Source organism: Pseudooceanicola pacificus, from assembly GCF_009789075.1.
In the GTDB taxonomy this organism is placed as follows: domain Bacteria; phylum Pseudomonadota; class Alphaproteobacteria; order Rhodobacterales; family Rhodobacteraceae; genus Pseudooceanicola; species Pseudooceanicola pacificus.
In genome coordinates, this window is record NZ_WNXQ01000004.1 from 1 (window position 1) to 16,976 (window position 16,976).

A 16,976-nucleotide genomic window follows, 5' to 3' on the forward strand; every position below is an offset into this window, starting at 1 on the left:
GCAAAGCCGGCCAGGGCTGCGATATCTGAGGTCTCCGCCCTGTCAGGCTTTGCTCCCCTCTGTGCCCAGGTGGGACATTTCTACTTTGCAGACCGGGTGACATTTCTACTTGGTTGCAACAGCGGCAGCCACCCGGGTGCGCGCCACACTCGACTGCGACTTTTGAAACGTAACAGGCTGTTAAGAACGGACAGGACATGGTTCGCTCGGATCGGTCGGCAGGTGGTCAGCGGTGCTCATTCGGCATCATCCGGAGTGACGGAAAACTCGATATCCAGAGAAAAATCGCGTTGGATCTGCCCGCTCCAAGGCATCAGTCCGGCCAGCAGCGTCTCCCGCGGAAGCCGGTCGTGACTGACAGGTTCGATGCAGAACAGGTCAGGTCTGAGCACCGGATTGCGATGAAACTGGATAAAGGGCAACTGATCGCGGCTCTGGGTCAACGTCAGGCGCGCCGTCTGTCCCGCCGCAGCGCGGCAAAGGGAAATCGTGGCGCTCTCGCCCGGGAGAGGTTCGACAAAGGTCGCGCCGGGCAGCGCGCCGATGTCGTCGCGGCGGCGCTCACCTTGGGTGACCGTCAGCCCCGGCCCGACAAAGGTTGAGCCAAGATTGATGTGGTAGAGCGCGAATATCGCGGCCGCCCTGCCCTCAGACGTCAGCGTGACGCGGTCGCGCAACCGCAGCCGGTTCGCATGCAATGGCATCTCGATACGCCGTTCAAGGCGATAGACCGCCCGTTCGTCGCTCCTGTCCAGCACTTCGGCCGTACCGATCAGCGCCGGCGCGCCGTCCAGGCCGGTGCCGGTTTCCAGCGTCACCGATTTGGCCGGGCGAAGGGCCATGTTTCCATGCAGCGGATAGGCACGCCCGTCAGGGCCGGACCAGGGCTGGCGGATATGGTCGAACCCGCAGGTGCACAACAGCCCGCCAAGGGCGGTTTCCATCTCTCCGGCACCGGCGGGACCTATGCCGTTTGTCCCGATCCAGCCGAATGGAACCCCGTGCAGCGTGACCTGCCCCAGGTCCAGACAGCGTTCCGGCACCAGTTCGACCCGGAGTCCCGTGCGGTTGGACAGGTCCAGCACTTCGGTGTGACGGCCCGGCAGGTCGCCCGCCGGCCGCCGCACGGCCGGATCGCGGGCCTCAGACATTGCTCAGGCAGTCGCCACTTTCGGAATCGAAGGCGTGCCAATGGTCGGCCATGACCGCCGCGTGAAGATTTCCACCCTTGGACAGCCGATCCGACAGGCCCGGATCGCTGCGCAGGTCGATACGGATCGTCAATTGCCCGATTTCGCTGCCGCCCGTGACGAACGCATCCTGCCCGGTAAATTCGACGGCAACGATATCGACCGGCACGGCACCGTCGAACGGGGTTTCAGAGACGCTGAAATGCTCTGGGCGCACGCCGATTTCCACGCTCCGCCCGGCCTGGATCGCCTCGCGCAGCTTCGGCCGGGCCGCGCCTGCCGGAAGGGCAAGCTGACCCGCGGCGAAGGCGTCGCCCGCAAGGGCCGGGGGCTGGGTCAGCATGTTGATTTCGGGCGATCCGATGAAACCTGCCACGAAGCGGTTCAGCGGGCGATGATAGATATCCTGCGGTGTGCCGATCTGCTGAATCCGGCCGTGGTCAAGCAGGACGATCCGGTCGGCCATGGTCATGGCCTCGATCTGGTCATGTGTGACGAAGATCGACGTCGCGCCCAGCCTGTCGTGCAACTGGCGCAATTCCAGCCTGGTCTTTGCGCGCAGTTTCGCGTCGAGGTTGGACAGGGGTTCGTCGAACAGGAACACGGCAGGTTGGCGCACGATGGCCCGGCCCATGGCCACGCGCTGGCGCTGCCCGCCGGACAGCTGGCCGGGCTTACGATCCTCCAGGCCCTCCAGCGCAAGGATGCGCACTGCCTCTGCGACCCGCCGGGCAATCTCGGCCGCATCGACCTTGGCCATTCGCAATGCGAACGACATGTTTTCGGCCACCGTCATGTGGGGGTAAAGCGCGTAGGACTGGAACACCATCGCCATGTCGCGTTCACCGGGGTCGTTTTCGGTGACATCGGTTCCGTCGACCGTGATCGTGCCGCCATTGATGTCGCCCAGGCCCGCGATCACCCGCAGCAGCGTTGATTTGCCACTGCCGGACGGTCCGACCAGCGCGATCAACTCGCCCGACTGGATTTCGAGGTTCAGTGGCGGGATGACCTCGGTTTTGCCGTAGCTTTTCCTGACGTCCCGAAGTGTGACCTGGGCCATTGGAGGTTTCCTTGTTCAGAATTCTGCGGTCATTTGACGGCGCCAGCCAGCAGGCCGCGCACAATGAATTTCTGGCCGACCAATATCAGCGTGATCGCAGGCACAATGGTCAGAAGCGTTGCCGCCGCCATTTCACCATATCGGATCTCGAATTCCTGCGCGTAGGTCGAGATCGCCACCGGCGCGGTCATGGTGTCGCTGTTGGACAATGTCAGCGCAATTGCGAAATCGCTCCACGAGAATATGAACACCAGCGCGGTGGTGGCAATCATGCCGCCGCGTACCAACGGGAAGGCGATCTTCCAGAACACCTGATCATAGGCGCAGCCATCCATTCTTGCCGCTTGGATAAGTTCCGGCGGCAAGCTGGCCATGAAGCTCATCATCAGGAACAGCGCAATGGGCAACAGATTGACGATCTGGGTCGTGATCAGCGCGAAATAGGTGCCGGTCAGGTCGGCGCTTGCGAACATCAGGTACCACGACCCGACAAAGGTAAGCGTCGGCAACATGTTGAACAGCAACGCCCAACCCAGGATCGACCAGCGCACCCAGTTGGGCACGCGCATCACCGTCATGGTAAAGGCGGCCATGGTGGCCATGATGATGATGACGATTGTCGCGGTGCCCGACACGATTGCACTGTTGGCGAGCGCAGACGCAAAGTTGGACTGGCGCGAGAACAGCAAGGCCTCGAAATTGGACCAGGTGATCGGCGCAAAGACCGTGCCGGTGATGATATCGATCTTGTACTTGAACGCATTGGTCATCACCCAGACCATCGGCACCAGAATGATTGCGGCATACAGCCAGATCGTCAGGGTCGAGACTGCGCGGCCGAGGCTCCGGGATTTCATTGTTCCAGTTTCCGTTCGTCATTCTTGCGTTTACGGACGAGAAGCCCCCGCCCCACGATAATGGCCAGGGTCATGCCGAACAGCGTGATGACAGCCATTGCCGATCCATAGCCGACGCGATCCTGATTGAAGAAAACCCGATAGATGGAAAAGTTGACCACCTCGGTCGCAGTGCCCGGCCCCCCCGAGGTCAGAAGATAGACTTCGTCAAAGACCTTGAACGACAGGATGATGCGGAACATCAGGGTGATGACGATTGTCGGCAGCATCATCGGCACGATGACGTGGCGGATTTCCTGCCAGCTGCTGCGCACGTCCATACGGGCGGCTTCAAGCACCTCTTCGTCGATCGCTTCCAGGCCGGCCAGCATCAGGATGAACACGAAAGGGGTCCAGTGCCACACGTCGACGAAGATCACGGACGCCAGGGCAATATCCGGGTTGCCCAGCCAGTCGACGGGCGGAATGCCGAACAGCCCGAGAAACCCGTTGGCGAGGCCGAATTCACGCCCCAGCACAAGCCGCCAGACCGACCCGATCACGATGGGCGGCACGACGATGGGCAACAGGAATATCCCGGTCAAGAGCGTCCGGCCCATGGCTCCGGCCCGCTTCACGGCCAGCGCCATGGAAAACCCGAGTATCATCTGTGCAGTGACCGCGCAGACGGCAAAGATCAGCGTGTTGCGCAGACCCGCCCAGTAGATGACTTCGGTTGAGAAAAGCTGACGATAGTTTTCAAGCCCGATGAAATGGTAAGTTGAATCGCCGCCAGACCAGCGCACGTCGTAGAGGCTGGTCCCGATCAGGTTGAACACCGGGAACACCGACAGCACCACGAAGAACAGAACCACCGGCAGCAGAGAAAAGATCATCCAGCGGCGATTGCGGCGCGCCTTGCGCGGTGCGCCGCCGCGACCCGTCGGCGGTATGCCCGCCGACGGTTTGCCCGCTGTCCTAGAGTGCAGGGAGGCGGCTGACATCATAACCCTCACGCTCAAAGATCTCGGCGATGGCGTCGGCGGCATCGTTCAGCGCGGCTGCGGGCTCCAGCTCTCCGATGACCGCCTGGTTCAGCCGAAGCGCAAGCGCGTCCGACACCTCGTTGGCCTGCGGGAAGGGCAGCGCCATGACGGCATTTGCAGCGTTCTCGGAATAGGCTTCGATGAAACGGAACTCCTCGGACTGGCCCAGGTCGGTCTTGCCAAGATCCCCGCGCACCGGCACACCGCCCGCGCGGACATAGGCCGTTTGAACGTCGAGTCCCTGGAACCAGTCAAGGAAATCCAGCGCCGCGTCCTGGCGTTCCGGCGATACGTTGCCGGCGATGCCCGCGACCCAGTGGCCGGCGCTGGACGCGCGTGTGCCGGTTGGTCCGGCCGGAATCAACGTCGCCTCGATCTTGCCGGCGACCCGCGACTCGTTGGGGTTTTCGAACGACCCCCATGCGGCGATCACGCCGATTGTCTGTGCGCCCCGCCCCGTGGACATCAACTGGATCATCTCACCCTGGGCAATGGCGCCGGGATTGGGCGGCCCTGCCTCGTTTGCCAGGGTCAGGTAGACTTCCAGGGCCTTCAGAACTTCGGGGCTGTTGATGGACACCTCAACGCTCTTGTCCCCTTTCACGGTGACGTATGCGCCGTTCTGCGTATAGGCGTAGGGCGTGAAGTTGTAGACGATCGACCCGCGCGCGGCACGCGGCACAAAACCGTAGGCGTCGCCCTCGGCCTGAATCGCCTTGGCGTTGGCAATCAGCCCGTCCCAGTCCTGCGGAACCTCAAGGTTCAGCCGGTCATAGATTTCACTGTTGTAGTACAGAACCTGCACATTGCCGTTCAATGGCACGCCGAGAAGCTGACCATCCTCAGAGAATGTCCCGGTTGTGCTGTCCCAATAGGTTGTGCCGCCATAAGACAGCGTGCCGTCGCCCAGCTTGTACCCTTCGCGGATTTCTGCCAGTGGCTTCAGGTATCCGGCCGAATAGATTTCGGGCAGCCACAGCGCGTTGACGTTGACGATGTCATAGTCGCCGTCGGCCGCACGCAGGGAATTGCGGATCTTTTCCAGAAGCCCGGTGAACGGCACGACGTCGAGTTCGACGGTGTTGCCGGTTTCGCTTTCGTAGAGATCGACCATCTCGATGAAGGAATCCAGCCAAGGCGACTGGTTGATGGCGATACGCACGGTATCCGCGGCATTGGCCGCAGCGGCAAAGGTGGCGACCGCCGCTATCGCAGTCGATCCGGCGAGCAGTCTTGCAGTGATCGTTTTCATGTCTCTCTCCCTAGGTTGATTGGATCTTTCGCCGGGTTGCAGTTTTGAGATTCATCCAATCGTAGTATTCCGGCGGTGTATCGTGGCGGTCTAGAATGTCGTTGATCTGCTGTGCCAGACGATGTTCCAAGGCATCGTCCGAGAGCGGATACAACTGGCAGGGGTCGTCGTGGTTGTTGTAAATCGCAGACACGAAAGCCTCGAACTTTCGCCCGTCGAGACCTGGCGGGCGGCGGGCATCGCTGAGCGCGTCCAGACGCATCACCGGCATGCCCTTGGTGAAATCGAACCCGTTTGACAGGGTCATCGTCTTGAGCTCGCGCGGCTCAAAGAACCCGACCAGATGTGTGGGCATCAGGGTGTATTCGCCCAGCCCTTCGGATGCGATGTTTTCGGGATACCTGAAATAGGAATACTGACCGTCGGTTATGCCGATGGGCCCGCCAAACATCCCAAAGGCCACGGCGTCGCGCGCGACCCTGCCATCGGCCAGATCGAAGATATCCTCGCCGGTGACTTCGTCAGGACGCGCGACATCGTGCAAACCCAGGATCGTCGGCATCAGGTCGGGCGTCTGGGTCAGGGCATTCGTGCGCATGCCGGCGTCTTGCGGACGTGCGGGATGATGCACGATCAGCGGAATATGCGAGATTTCCTCGTAATAGGGCGTCAGGTTCTTGCCCCACCAATCGTGTTCCGACAGCAGGAACCCGTGATCGGTGGTCAGTATCAGGCAGGTGTCCTTCCACAGGTCGTACTGGTCGAAATAGTCCAGCAGCTTGCCGAAATAATCGTCGCACATGGCGACCAGCGCGGCATAGTTGGCGCGGATCGTGGCGATTTCCTCGGGGCGTTCCGCCACAGGCGCATAGTGTGGCCAATCGAGTATCGGGCCATCACGGTCGGTCTTGAACGCGTCGTGAAACCGCTTCGGGGCATGGAACGGTTCGTGCGGGTCGAAACACTCCAGTTGCAGGAACCAGTCATCCGCACTGCGGTTCTGGTCGAGGAAGTGAAACGCCCGCTCGAAACACTGAGGGCCGGGGAAATCCTGCTCCTCGCGGATGAATTCGCGATTGATCTGGTTTTGCAGCCGCTTGGCGTTTTGCGGCACGTCATAGTGACGCGTGTCGTATTGCGCGCGGAAGCGTTCAATCGGTGGTTCCACCATGGCGACCCACGGGTCGTTTTCCTGCCCCCGCACGAATTCCCATGTCTTGAAGCGCGAATGATAGGTGGCGCCGCCATCCTCGAAATAATGGAAATGGTCGCTGATCAGATGCGAGTGAACGCCGGACAGGCGCAGCATTTCGGGCATCGAGTTGTCGAACGGTTCCAGCGGCCCCCACGAGCGGTGCATGAAGTTCAACCGCCCCGTATGCATGTCACGCCGCGCGGGCATGCAGGGCAAAGAGCCAACGTAATGGTTGTCAAACGACATCGCACGCCGGGCGAACCTGTCGAAATTCGGAGTGGCCAGCTGCGTGCCGCCGTAACAGCCCATGGCCGTACGGTTGAGCGAATCGAAAAGTACAAAAACTGTGCGCATATTGCCTCCCCTGTCATCAAGAGTAGACAAGCCCGAAGCGCCTCGCTAATACATTTTTTGATAAGGGGTATGTGGAAAGTTGATAATGCACGGTATTGGCCGGCTCGATCATTTTCTTGCCGTAGTGACGGCCGGCAGCGTCCAGGCCGCCGCACGCACGCTGAACATCAGTCAGCCGGCCCTGTCGCGGTCGATCCGGCTCCTCGAGCAGTCGTTGGACACGATCCTGTTCGAACGCTCGACCAAGGGCATCACGCTGACGTCGGCGGGCACTGCGTTTCTGGCCAAAAGCCGTGAGATTGCGCAGACCTGGGACGAATCCCTGATCGAACTCAACGCGATCACATCGGGCGCGGCCGGCAGTCTGCGTATAGGCATGGGCCCCACCTATGCCCTGCTCGTCGCGCCCCAGGTCGTGGAGGGGCTGACACGGCGTTTCCCGAACATGGTCGTGAGCTTTGAAATCGGTGTGGCGAGCCAGTTGCTGTCACAGGTCGAGAGCGGCCAGCTGGCACTCTATCTCGGCGCGATCGACGAAATCCCGATGCAGAACGTCGACCATGTGGTTCAAGTCGAGCTTTCGGCGCATCGAAACGTCCTGGTTGCATCGCGCGATCTGGTTCTGCCCGAGGACAGGCTAGACCGGCTGAAACTGTTGGGACAGATGCGCTGGATCGGGCTGACCTATGACCAGAGGTTGCGCGATGCGGTCAGGCAGCTGTTCGTCGGCGCTGATCTGCCGGTGCCGTCGTTCTCGATCAACACCCATTCCTTGCGCATGGCGCTGGACCTTGCCGCGCAGCCGGGATTTGTCACCGGCATTCCCGAACCGATCCTGCGCCATCACGACACCGGCCGCATCCGGCAGCTTGAGGTTGCGGGCTATGACTGGAAGGTCCGCACAGGCATCACCTATCGCCGGTCACTTGAGCGGCTGGAACCGTTCCGCTGGCTGAAGTCGGCCCTGATGGCCTGAAGCCGCCATTTCGGGCCCCTCGCCCCTGCCCGGCCCAGCCATGCAATGCGCCGTCCTGTCTTGTCCGACACAATGTCTGGCACAGCCAGCCACGGCGCGGCAGGAGGTGATCGGCAAAGCGCCGACGAAAGAAACCCCGGAACCGAGGCTTGGGCAGGCCCGCGATTGCCCCGATCACGGGATCTGGTCCGCTTCGCGTTCGGGGTTCTCTTCCTGAATGCGGCCCCTCATCCAGTCCAGGAACTTGATCAGGGTCCGCGAGGGGGCAGAGTTCTTGGGCCAGGTCAGGAAATACCCTTCGCCGCTATAACAGGCCAGATCGCCAAACGGAGCGACAAGATTGCCGTTCTGCAGCTGGCGCTGGACAAAAATCTTGACCGCCAGTGCGACCCCACTGTCCATCGACGCCGCCTCGTAGGCCAAGGCCGAGCTTTCGAACCGGATGCCCGGCTCCGGGTCGACATCGGCCCCGACGCGCTTGATCCATGCGGCCCAATCCGTCGGCCGGGCCATGGAATGCAGCAGGCGCACGCGCGACAGGTCGTCGGGCTCTGAAATGTCATGTTGTTTCTGGTACTCAGGCGTGCAGATCGGGATGAGTTCCACCTCAACCAGTTTTTCCGAATGCAGCGCTGGCCAATCGCCCTTGCCCGCGCGGATCGCGGCATCGAGGTTCTGGCTTTCGAAATCGACCGGGGCAATCGAAGAGCTCAGGCGCACCTCGATCCGGGGGTGCTTGTCGTGAAAATTCGTCAGGCGCGGAATGAGCCAGCGTTGGGAAAATGTCGTGTAGGATTGAATCGCCAGGATGTCGCGCCGCCCGCGCCGCGAGACCCGCCGCGACGCCGTGGCGATATCCTGGAAAGCATGAGTGATGCCTTCATGCAGTTGACGCCCCTCGTCAGTCAGCTCGACACCCCGATGCAAACGCCGGAACAAGGCCACGCCAAGGTAGTCTTCCAGCGTCTTGACCTGGCGGCTGACGGCAACCTGACTGACATTCAGTTCTTCAGCGGCCAGCGTAAGGCTGCACAGCCGTGCGGCGACCTCGAAGGTCCGCAGTGGGTTGAGAGGTGGAATAGGGCTCGTCATGTTCCGTTGCGCCGATAACGATGCCTCACGCCGTGGTTTGATGCGGCGTCAAGAGTCAGCAAAAGAGTCCCTGGCCCGCGCACGCCTTCCATTCGCCTGAACAGATGTCTACACCGTGCCGGGGTCAAAAATCTATAGCCGTTCCAGCGCGATCGCTATGCCCTGGCCGACCCCAATGCACATTGTCGACAGCGATCTTTCGCCCGGTTGCAGGTCCAGCATCGCGGTGCCGGTGATCCGGGCTCCCGACATTCCCAGCGGATGTCCCAGTGCAATCGCCCCGCCATTGCGGTTGACGCGCGGGTCATCGTCGTCGATGCCGAGGTCGCGCAGCGTCGCCAGCCCTTGCGAGGCAAAAGCCTCGTTCAGCTCGATCACGGCAAAATCCTTCTGCGACAGCCCGAGCCGCGCCATCAGCTTCTTCGAAGCGGGCGCGGGACCGAAACCCATGATGCGCGGCGCGACCCCGGCGGTGGCCCCGCCGAGAACCTTGGCAATCCGGGTCAGGCCATACCGCTCTGCGGCCGTCTTTGTGGCAAGGATCAGCGCCGCCGCGCCATCGTTGACACCCGACGCATTTCCCGCCGTGACGGTCCCGTCGGCCTTGACGAAGGTCTTCAACGCCTCAAGGTCCGCCAGCGTGGTTGCGGGACGCGGATGCTCGTCGCGGGTCACCACCACCGGGTCGCCCCTGCGCTGGTGGATGGTGACCGGGGTGATTTCCTGCGCAAGCCGTCCGCTATCCACAGCCGCCCGGGCCTTTTGCTGCGAGCGCAGGGCAAAGGCATCCTGGTCGGCGCGGCTGATGTTGAAATCCTCGGCCACGTTCTCTGCCGTCTCGGGCATGGATTCCACCCCGTATTGCGCCTTCATCAGCTTGTTGACGAAGCGCCAGCCAATCGTGGTGTCATGCAGCTCGCCGGCACGAGAGAAGGCTGCGGCGGCCTTGGGCATGACAAATGGCGCCCGGCTCATGCCCTCGACACCGCCAGCGATCATGACCTCGGCCTCGCCCGCCCTGATGGCACGGGCGGCGGTGATCACAGCATCCATTCCCGACCCGCAGAGGCGGTTCATGGTGGTGCCGGGCACGCTCTCAGGGAAACCGGCCAGCAGCAGGGACATGCGGGCAACGTTGCGGTTGTCTTCGCCCGCCTGGTTCGCGCAGCCAAGGATCACCTCGTCCACCGCGGCCAGGTCCAGCCCGGCATTGCGCTCGATTAGGGCCCGAAGCGGAACGGCACCAAGGTCGTCGACCCGGACCGAGGAAAGCGCGCCGCCGTAGCGGCCGATGGGAGTGCGGATGTAGTCGCAGATGAATACGTCGTTCACGGGAAATGTCCTCGCAGAGGGGACCCGGCGCCGATGAGGACGCCGCCGGGAGAGTCGGGAAGATTGGGATCAATCCAGAACGATCAGGCTGTCACCCGCCCGCGTGCCCTGCCCTTCGGGAAGAACGAAGACCGGGTTGATTTCGGCCTCGCACAGACGGTCGCCCAGCGTTTCCGCCATCGAAGAAAAGGCGATCATCGTGTCGATCAGCGCCTCGATGTCGGCCTTGGGGCTGCCGCGGAAACCTTTCAGCAGCGCACCCGCCTTGATCTCGTCGATCATGTCGCGCGCGCTGGCGCGATCGAGCGGCAGCAGCCGGATCGCCGCATCCTTGTACAGCTCCGTGGTCACCCCGCCCGCACCCAGCAGGGCATAGGCACCGAGCTGGGGATCGCGGTTGAAGCCCAGGATCATCTCGACCCCGCCCGTGACCATCTCCTGGACCAGAAAGCCGTCGACCCTGGCAGTGGTGGCGGCGCGGACCCGCGCCAGCATCGCCTCGCATTCCGCGCCGACGTCCGGGGGGGCGACGTTCAGCGCGACGCCACCGATCTCGGACTTGTGCAGAATTTCGCTCGACAGGATCTTGATGACCACCGGTCCGCCAAGCGCCGTGGCCTTTTCGGCAGCCTCTTCGGGCGTTGTCGCGGTGACTTCGCGGGTGACGGTCACACCGAAGCGCGCAAAGAGCTTTTTGGCCTCGGCCTCGTTCAGGGAACCCGGCGCGATGTCGCTGCAATCCATATCCCTGGCGTTCGAGGCCCCGTCCTGCCTGGAGCTGGTCCGCGGGGCGAGAGATTGCAGCGCCGAGGCGCAGCTTTCGGGCGCAGCGAAGGCGGGAATGCCACGTCCATTGAGGGTGCGCACGATACCCGGTGCATCCGGGCTGACATAGGCGAGGATGGGCTTGTCAGTCAGGGCCAGCGAGTCAAGCACCGGCTGGGCGACCAGATCGGGCTGCGCGATGGAGGAGGACCCGACCACGACGACGATGGCGTCGTAGCTGGGGCTTTCCACCAGGATCTTCAGGATCGACCGGAACAGGTCGGGGCGCAGCCCGGCCAGCGTCACGTCGATCGGGTTGCGGTCAAGTTCGGCCTCCTTGAGGTCCAGCGCCTGCAGCTTGGTCCCGGTGTCCTTGTCCGGCGCGGGCATGTCCAGGCCGCCGAGCCCGACATTGTCCGCGACCACGGTGGCCGCGCCGCCGGTGGAGGTGACGATGGCCACACGGCTGCCTTTCATCGGGCGACCCTGAGCCAGGGCTGCGGGGATATCGAGCAGGTCGGCAAAGGTTGTGGCGCGAATGATGCCAAGCTGCTTGAACAGGGCGTCATACACCTCGTCCGCCCCGGCCAGAGCACCCGTGTGCGACACCGCAGAGCGTGCGCCGGATTCCGAGCGGCCGACCTTGTAGGCAACAATGGATTTGCCTGCGGCAATCGCCTTGGCCGCCGCGCTGCGGAACCGGGTCACGTTGCGGATGGTTTCAAGATAGAGCGCCACGACATGGGTGGAGTCATCCTCGGCCAGCGCTTCGAGAAAGTCGGAAACCTCAAGGTCGGCTTCGTTGCCGGTCGCCACCAGCTTGGAAAAGCCGATACCCCGCGCCACGCCACGCGACAGGAGCGATCCGAGGATGCCGCCCGATTGCGACAGCAGCGCGATCTTGCCCGCCGGGATATCGTCGACCTCCATCGCGCCCGAGGCGGTCAGCGGGATGCCGTCGGTCAGGTTCACCAGGCCGATGGTGTTTGGCCCGAGGATGCGCATGTCGCCGGCGGCCTCGCGCAGCTGCTCCTGCCGCTTGCGGCCTTCTTCGCCCGCTTCGCCGAAACCGGAGGCAAGGACAACCGCCATCTTCGTGCCGCGTGCGGCCAGGTCTCGCACGGCGTCGATCACCCGATGAGCGCCGACCAGCACGAGTCCCAGATCGGGCGCTTCGGGCAGATCCGCGATGTCGGCATAGCTTTTCAGCCCGGCGATCTCCTCATAACGGGGATTGATCGGATAGATCCTGCCCGCAAAGCCCCGCTTCTGCAGAAAGGCTATGGGCCGCCCGGTCAGCTTGGCCGGATCGTTCGAGGCCCCGACAACGGCAACGCTGGCGGGATTAAGGATGGCTTGCATGGTCGACATTGCTGCGTCCCTTATTTCGTCAGCTTGTTCAGGAAATCCTCGACCGACTTGCGGTGCTCGGCCGTTGTGTAACAGACCGCCTGCGCTTCGCGACCCAAGGCAAAGATTTCGTCGTCGGAGCGCTCGAAGGTCTTGTCGATGATTTCCTTGGTGAGGGCGATTGCCGTGGCAGACCCCACGGTCAGCTCCTTGGCCCAGGCGTGGGCCTGCGCCAGCAGCTCCTCAGGGGCGGCGACACGGTCGATCATGCCGATGGCCAGCGCCTCGTCGGTCTCGACGATCCTGGCCGAAAAGATCAGTTCCTTGGCCTTGGACAGACCGACCCGGCGCGGCAGGAAGTACATGCCGCCGCCATCGGAGACGAGGCCGCGCTTGACGAAGCTCATCGACATCTGGGAGCCTTGGGCCGCGATGATGAAGTCGCAGGCCAGAGCCATGTCGAGGCCCAGCCCGAAGGCCGCGCCGTTCAACGCCGCGATCACCGGCTTGGTGACGCCGTGAATGGCGGCGACGCCGCGATGCGTGCTTTTCTGCCGCTTCCAGCCGTTGAACGCCACCTCGCCGGTCGGAGCGTCGAGCCGCGCCATCATGCCGCCGATATCGCCGCCCGAGCAAAAGCCCCGGCCTGCGCCGGTCAGGATGATGGCGCGCACCTCTTTGTCCGCATCGGCCGCGGCAAAGGCCGCAATCAGTTCGGCCCGCATCTGGTCGTTGATCGCGTTGCGCTTGTCGGGGCGGTTCAGCGTGATGGTCGCGATCCCGTCGTCAAGCGACACGGTGATGAACTCTGGCAGGGAAACTGCGGTGTCCATGGGTATTCCTTCTCGTCTGTCCGCAGCCGCAGCCGCGATTTCACGTGTTATGCCTTGACCCTTCTGGTGACGGCATCGGGCAGGTCGGTGCCGTCGAAGATGGTCTTGCGCAGGCGTTCAAGTTCCGAAGCGGTCAGGATCGGCGCGACCAACTCCTCGTACTTGGCCTCCAGATCGGTGCGAGAGATCGGGTTGTCCGGATCGCCCCGCCGCGAGGGCTGAAAATGGGTCCATGACCGCCCGTCCTTCAGCGTGACGTGCAGGCGCGCCATGCGTTTGCGGGGATATTCGGCGGCCAGATCCTCGGCACGGTCGACGGTGATGCGGGCCATCAGCGCGCGAATGTCGGGATTGCGCAGGGCCTCGGGCTCGAAGGCGGCCAACCGGACACCGCCCAGCACCATCTGCGCCGAGAGACAGTATTGCGCGCTGAACCGGGCCTCCTGTGCGACCTGCGGATCGGGCCGGTCGCAGATGTCCTTGGTCGGCCCGTAGCCTTCGATGCGGATCGCCTCGATATCCCCGGGGCCAAAGCCGTGCGTGCGGCGCAGGATGTCCAGTGCGTCGAGTGACGGAAAGATGTGCCCGCAGCAGCCATGAATCTTGACCGTCATGCGGGTGATCGGGGTCCACTCGCCCGCCCCGTCAAAGGCCGCGCCCCAGTTGCCGGTCCCGTCGCTGGTCGCCGCGGCATAGCCCCTGGGGCCGTCGAGACTGTCCCGGGCGCCGGTCGCACCGGCAGCAGCGGCATAGGCCGCAAGGATGCCCGCGTCGGCAGCATGGCCGGGATGCATGGCCTTGACCATGCTTTCGCCTTGCAGGTTCTGCTGCACGCCCCCGGCAAAGCTGGTCGCGATGGCGATTGCATTTGCGATCCCGGCGCGGTCGCAGCCCAACAGCATCGCGGCGGCGGCGGCTGATCCGAACGTCCCGACCGTGCCGGTGATGTGCCAGTTCACATAATGGCTGGGTTGCAGCGCCATCGCCACTCGGCAGCCGACCTCGTACCCGCCGATGACCGCACGGTCGAACGCGTCGCGGGACGCCTCCAGGTCCTGCGCAACGGCAAGCGCGGCGGCCAGGGTGGGGGATCCGGGGTGATAGCCGCCGTCACGAAAGATATCGTCGAATTCCACCGTGTGGCTGGCCGAACCGTTGATGAAGGCGGCGCTGCGCGGATCGATCCTGCGTTCGCCTGTATAGCACCACGCCTTGCCGCCGGACCGGCCAAGCCCGCTGGCGGCCAGCAGCGTCGCGGGCCGTTGCATCGTTCCGGGCAAAGTCGTCGCGAACCAGTCCAATGTCGCGCAATGCACCGCGTCGCGGACCTCGGCGGTGACGGGGGCGTCGATCCAATTTGCTGCAAGATCCGCCAGTCGGTCGATTGCGCGCGTCATTGTCCCGCCATGTCCCCGGCATCCGGATGCGGGGCCTGAAGCGCCAGGCCGGCCAGACACAGCGCTTCGATCTCGTCGTCGCCCAGTCCGATGGAGCGCAGGATGTCGGACGTCTGCGCGCCGACCGGCTGCGGCGGCAGGCTGACCCCGGTTTCGGACTGCGACATTCGAAAGGCCACCGAAGGCACCCGCAGCCCCTCCAGGCGACCGCTCGGGTCGGCGAGCTGCAGGAACTGCGCGCGTGCCTCGGCCTGGGGGTCGGCAAGGGCCTCTTCAAGGCGGCGGATGCGGGACGCGGGGACGCGGCGTTCGTTGAAGAACTCTTCCCAATAGGCGGCGGGCATGGTTTCGATGATGGAGGCCAGCACCTCGTGCTCGGTCTTGTAGTCGTCGATCCGGGCAAGGTTGTCTGTCTTGACCAGATCCTCGCGCCCCAGACCGACCCAGAGCCGCCGCTGCTGACGCAGGTTCGATGCGGCGATCATCAGCGGCCCGTCGGCGGCGTGGTACATGCCCAGCGTGGCAAAGGCGTAGGCGTTGCCCTTTGCCTGCGGATGCTTGCCAGTCCACAGGAAGTCCGTCGCCGGGGCGGTCATCAGCGTCATCGCAACATCCAGCATCGACACCTCGATGTGCTGACCTGTCCCCGAGCGTTCACGCTGGTACAGAGCCGCGGATATCGCAAAGGCCGCGGTCAGGCCGGTGGCATAGTCGACAACGGGCGCGCCGCATTTCAACGGGCGCTCGTCACCGTGCCCGGTCATGTCCATGATCCCTGAAAACGCCTGGATCACGTTGTCATAGCCGGTCTGATACCGGCGGGGCCCGGTGGCGCCAAAGGCCGAGACCGAGCAATAGATCAGGCGCGGATTGGACGCGGACAGGTCTTCGTAGCCCAGACCAAGGTCCGTAAACGCACCGGGGCGATAGTTTTCGACAAAGACATCGGCCGTCTCCACCAGACGCAGCAGGGCCTCGCGCCCGGGCCGGGATTTCAGATCCAGGGCCAGAGCCTTCTTTCCGGCACCCTGTGCCAAGAAAGCCGTACCCATCGCCGCACGCACGAGATCGCGGTCGGTGCCGTTGAAGCGCGCCTGATCGGGGTCGTTGGGCGCTTCGAGCTTGATCACCTCGGCGCCCAGTAGCGCCATCTGATAGCTTGCATAGGGTCCGGCCAGAACATGGGTCGTATCGATGACCCTGAGGCCGCTGAACGCGCCAGACATTTCGTCGTCCTGTTTGATGCAGATTGGCCCCCGCCCGGGAAAGCCGGGCGGGGTTGTGCGTGACTCAGTTCGAGATGAGGCCCGCGGCCGTGAGCTGCTGTTCAGCCAGCGTGGTCAGGTTCTTGACGAACTCCGAATATTCGACCGGACCGAAATCGCTGTCTTCCACACCCGATGCGCGGGCATAGGTCTGGTAGCTCTCGGTTGCCATCGCCTTGTGGATGGCATCGGCGATCTGCTGTTGCAGCTCAAGCGGCATGCCCTTGGGGCCGAATACGCCGCGGACTTGCAGCCAGTTGGTGTCGACGTCGTAGCCCTGTTCGCCAAAGGTCTGCATGTCCGGCAGCGTGCCAAGGCGCTTTTCGCCAAGAACGCCGAGTCCCTTCAGGCGGTCGGCCTCGAAGAACTCCAGAGCCGGCCCGAGGTTGGACACGCCGATATCCACATGCCCGCCCAGGACCGACGCAATGATATCCGGGGTGGATTCAAAGGCGACCCAGTTGAACTTCACACCGGCGGCCTCTTCCAGCATGGTCATACCGATATTCTGCATCGATCCGACCGGACCGAAGCCGCCGATGTTGACTTCGCCGCCATTGGCCTTGGCCAGGTCGACCAGATCGGTGATCGAATTCAGCTCTGAATCCTTGGCCACAAAGAACAGGATCGGATCGATTTGCGAAAGGGCAATCCATTCGAAATCATCGGGCGAGAACGTGCCGCGCAGGTTGGTGAGCATCCCGGTGAAATGCGTGACCGTGTTGACGCCCAGGGTCAGGCCGTCCGGCTTGGCCGCGCGCACCTTGGCCATCTGCGTGGCGCCCCCGCCGCCGGGTGCGTTCACGACAACGACCTTCTGGCCGATGAGCGGCTCCAGCTCCTTGGCAAGGGTGCGGGTGTACACATCGACGCCGCCGCCGGGTTTCGTGTGCAGGACGAATTCGACGGGCCCGTCCGGCGCCCAGTCTTCGGCTGCGGCGCCTTGGGCCAGCCCCAGGGCCAGAGTCGCGGCGCAGGACACGCTCAGCATCAGTTTCTTGAGGTTCGAGATTGTCATGTTTTCCTCCCA

General features: G+C 63.4%; 14 protein-coding genes. 1 reads left to right on the forward strand and 13 read right to left on the reverse strand.

The genetic code is table 11. The features are described from left to right. Positions 1 to 236: 236 nt before the first annotated feature. The 6 genes from GLS40_RS08145 to GLS40_RS08170 are packed head-to-tail and all read right to left on the reverse strand — an operon-like array spanning position 237 to position 6,936. Positions 237 to 1,151, reverse strand: a complete 915-nt coding sequence (locus GLS40_RS08145) for a DUF4432 family protein (protein ID WP_160382269.1) — start codon at positions 1,149 to 1,151, stop codon at positions 237 to 239. Further along, entirely contained in the window at positions 1,144 to 2,253 is a 1,110-nt protein-coding gene (locus GLS40_RS08150) for an ABC transporter ATP-binding protein (RefSeq protein WP_160382270.1), read from the reverse strand. The genes GLS40_RS08145 and GLS40_RS08150 overlap by 8 nt, the downstream gene beginning before the upstream one ends. A gap of 29 nt (positions 2,254 to 2,282) precedes the next feature. Beyond that, positions 2,283 to 3,110: a carbohydrate ABC transporter permease gene (locus GLS40_RS08155; RefSeq protein ID WP_160382271.1), complete on the reverse strand. Its 828-nt coding sequence runs from the start codon at positions 3,108 to 3,110 to the stop codon at positions 2,283 to 2,285. Further along, entirely contained in the window at positions 3,107 to 4,093 is a 987-nt protein-coding gene (locus GLS40_RS08160) for a carbohydrate ABC transporter permease (RefSeq protein WP_160382272.1), read from the reverse strand. The genes GLS40_RS08155 and GLS40_RS08160 overlap by 4 nt, the downstream gene beginning before the upstream one ends. Further along, positions 4,068 to 5,387 carry an ABC transporter substrate-binding protein gene (locus GLS40_RS08165; protein ID WP_160382273.1) on the reverse strand — a complete coding sequence of 440 codons (1,320 nt, stop codon included), beginning with the start codon at positions 5,385 to 5,387 and terminating at the stop codon, positions 4,068 to 4,070. Before GLS40_RS08165 ends, GLS40_RS08160 begins: the two co-directional genes overlap by 26 nt. Positions 5,388 to 5,397: 10 nt before the next feature. Next, positions 5,398 to 6,936 carry a sulfatase gene (locus GLS40_RS08170; RefSeq protein ID WP_160382274.1) on the reverse strand — a complete coding sequence of 513 codons (1,539 nt, stop codon included), beginning with the start codon at positions 6,934 to 6,936 and terminating at the stop codon, positions 5,398 to 5,400. An 85-nt stretch (positions 6,937 to 7,021) separates the two neighbouring features. Here GLS40_RS08170 and GLS40_RS08175 point away from each other — a divergent pair, with 85 nt between their 5' ends. After that, positions 7,022 to 7,912, forward strand: coding sequence for a LysR family transcriptional regulator (locus GLS40_RS08175; RefSeq protein WP_160382275.1), 891 nt, complete (start codon positions 7,022 to 7,024; stop codon positions 7,910 to 7,912). Positions 7,913 to 8,086: 174 nt separating this feature from the next. On the opposite strand, the gene gcvA is transcribed toward GLS40_RS08175, so the two are convergent. The 7 genes from gcvA to GLS40_RS08210 all read right to left on the reverse strand — a co-directional run bounded on the left by gcvA (position 8,087) and on the right by GLS40_RS08210 (position 16,964). Next, a complete protein-coding gene (gcvA, locus tag GLS40_RS08180) occupies positions 8,087 to 9,004 on the reverse strand; it encodes a transcriptional regulator GcvA (RefSeq protein WP_160382276.1) in 918 nt (305 codons plus the stop codon). A 132-nt stretch (positions 9,005 to 9,136) separates the two neighbouring features. Continuing rightward, entirely contained in the window at positions 9,137 to 10,336 is a 1,200-nt protein-coding gene (pcaF, locus tag GLS40_RS08185; protein WP_160382277.1) for a 3-oxoadipyl-CoA thiolase, read from the reverse strand. A gap of 69 nt (positions 10,337 to 10,405) precedes the next feature. Continuing rightward, the gene (locus GLS40_RS08190) at positions 10,406 to 12,472 is read right to left on the reverse strand and encodes an acetate--CoA ligase family protein (protein WP_160382278.1); all 2,067 of its coding nucleotides are present in this window, start codon (positions 12,470 to 12,472) and stop codon (positions 10,406 to 10,408) included. An 11-nt stretch (positions 12,473 to 12,483) separates the two neighbouring features. Further along, on the reverse strand, positions 12,484 to 13,284 hold the full coding sequence (locus tag GLS40_RS08195) for an enoyl-CoA hydratase/isomerase family protein (protein WP_160382279.1): 801 nt from the start codon (positions 13,282 to 13,284) through the stop codon (positions 12,484 to 12,486). 47 nt (positions 13,285 to 13,331) lie between these two features. Next, the gene (locus GLS40_RS08200; RefSeq protein WP_160382280.1) at positions 13,332 to 14,681 is read right to left on the reverse strand and encodes an MmgE/PrpD family protein; all 1,350 of its coding nucleotides are present in this window, start codon (positions 14,679 to 14,681) and stop codon (positions 13,332 to 13,334) included. After that, a complete protein-coding gene (locus GLS40_RS08205; RefSeq protein ID WP_160382281.1) occupies positions 14,678 to 15,907 on the reverse strand; it encodes a CaiB/BaiF CoA transferase family protein in 1,230 nt (409 codons plus the stop codon). The genes GLS40_RS08200 and GLS40_RS08205 overlap by 4 nt, the downstream gene beginning before the upstream one ends. Positions 15,908 to 15,971: 64 nt before the next feature. After that, the gene (locus GLS40_RS08210; protein WP_160382282.1) at positions 15,972 to 16,964 is read right to left on the reverse strand and encodes a tripartite tricarboxylate transporter substrate binding protein; all 993 of its coding nucleotides are present in this window, start codon (positions 16,962 to 16,964) and stop codon (positions 15,972 to 15,974) included. Between the last annotated feature and the right edge of the window lie 12 nt (positions 16,965 to 16,976).

Excerpts from the sequence above, each read along its gene's own strand:
- gcvA (WP_160382276.1), bottom strand. The coding sequence starts at position 9,004 with ATGACGAGCCCTATTCCACCTCTCAACCCACTGCGGACCTTCGAGGTC.
- GLS40_RS08165 (WP_160382273.1), bottom strand. The coding sequence starts at position 5,387 with ATGAAAACGATCACTGCAAGACTGCTCGCCGGATCGACTGCGATAGCG.
- GLS40_RS08195 (WP_160382279.1), bottom strand. The coding sequence starts at position 13,284 with ATGGACACCGCAGTTTCCCTGCCAGAGTTCATCACCGTGTCGCTTGAC.
- GLS40_RS08170 (WP_160382274.1), bottom strand. The coding sequence starts at position 6,936 with ATGCGCACAGTTTTTGTACTTTTCGATTCGCTCAACCGTACGGCCATG.
- GLS40_RS08210 (WP_160382282.1), bottom strand. The coding sequence starts at position 16,964 with ATGACAATCTCGAACCTCAAGAAACTGATGCTGAGCGTGTCCTGCGCC.
- GLS40_RS08190 (WP_160382278.1), bottom strand. The coding sequence starts at position 12,472 with ATGTCGACCATGCAAGCCATCCTTAATCCCGCCAGCGTTGCCGTTGTC.
- GLS40_RS08160 (WP_160382272.1), bottom strand. The coding sequence starts at position 4,093 with ATGTCAGCCGCCTCCCTGCACTCTAGGACAGCGGGCAAACCGTCGGCG.
- GLS40_RS08150 (WP_160382270.1), bottom strand. The coding sequence starts at position 2,253 with ATGGCCCAGGTCACACTTCGGGACGTCAGGAAAAGCTACGGCAAAACC.
- GLS40_RS08200 (WP_160382280.1), bottom strand. The coding sequence starts at position 14,681 with ATGACGCGCGCAATCGACCGACTGGCGGATCTTGCAGCAAATTGGATC.
- GLS40_RS08145 (WP_160382269.1), bottom strand. The coding sequence starts at position 1,151 with ATGTCTGAGGCCCGCGATCCGGCCGTGCGGCGGCCGGCGGGCGACCTG.
- GLS40_RS08205 (WP_160382281.1), bottom strand. The coding sequence starts at position 15,907 with ATGTCTGGCGCGTTCAGCGGCCTCAGGGTCATCGATACGACCCATGTT.
- GLS40_RS08155 (WP_160382271.1), bottom strand. The coding sequence starts at position 3,110 with ATGAAATCCCGGAGCCTCGGCCGCGCAGTCTCGACCCTGACGATCTGG.
- GLS40_RS08175 (WP_160382275.1), top strand. The coding sequence starts at position 7,022 with ATGCACGGTATTGGCCGGCTCGATCATTTTCTTGCCGTAGTGACGGCC.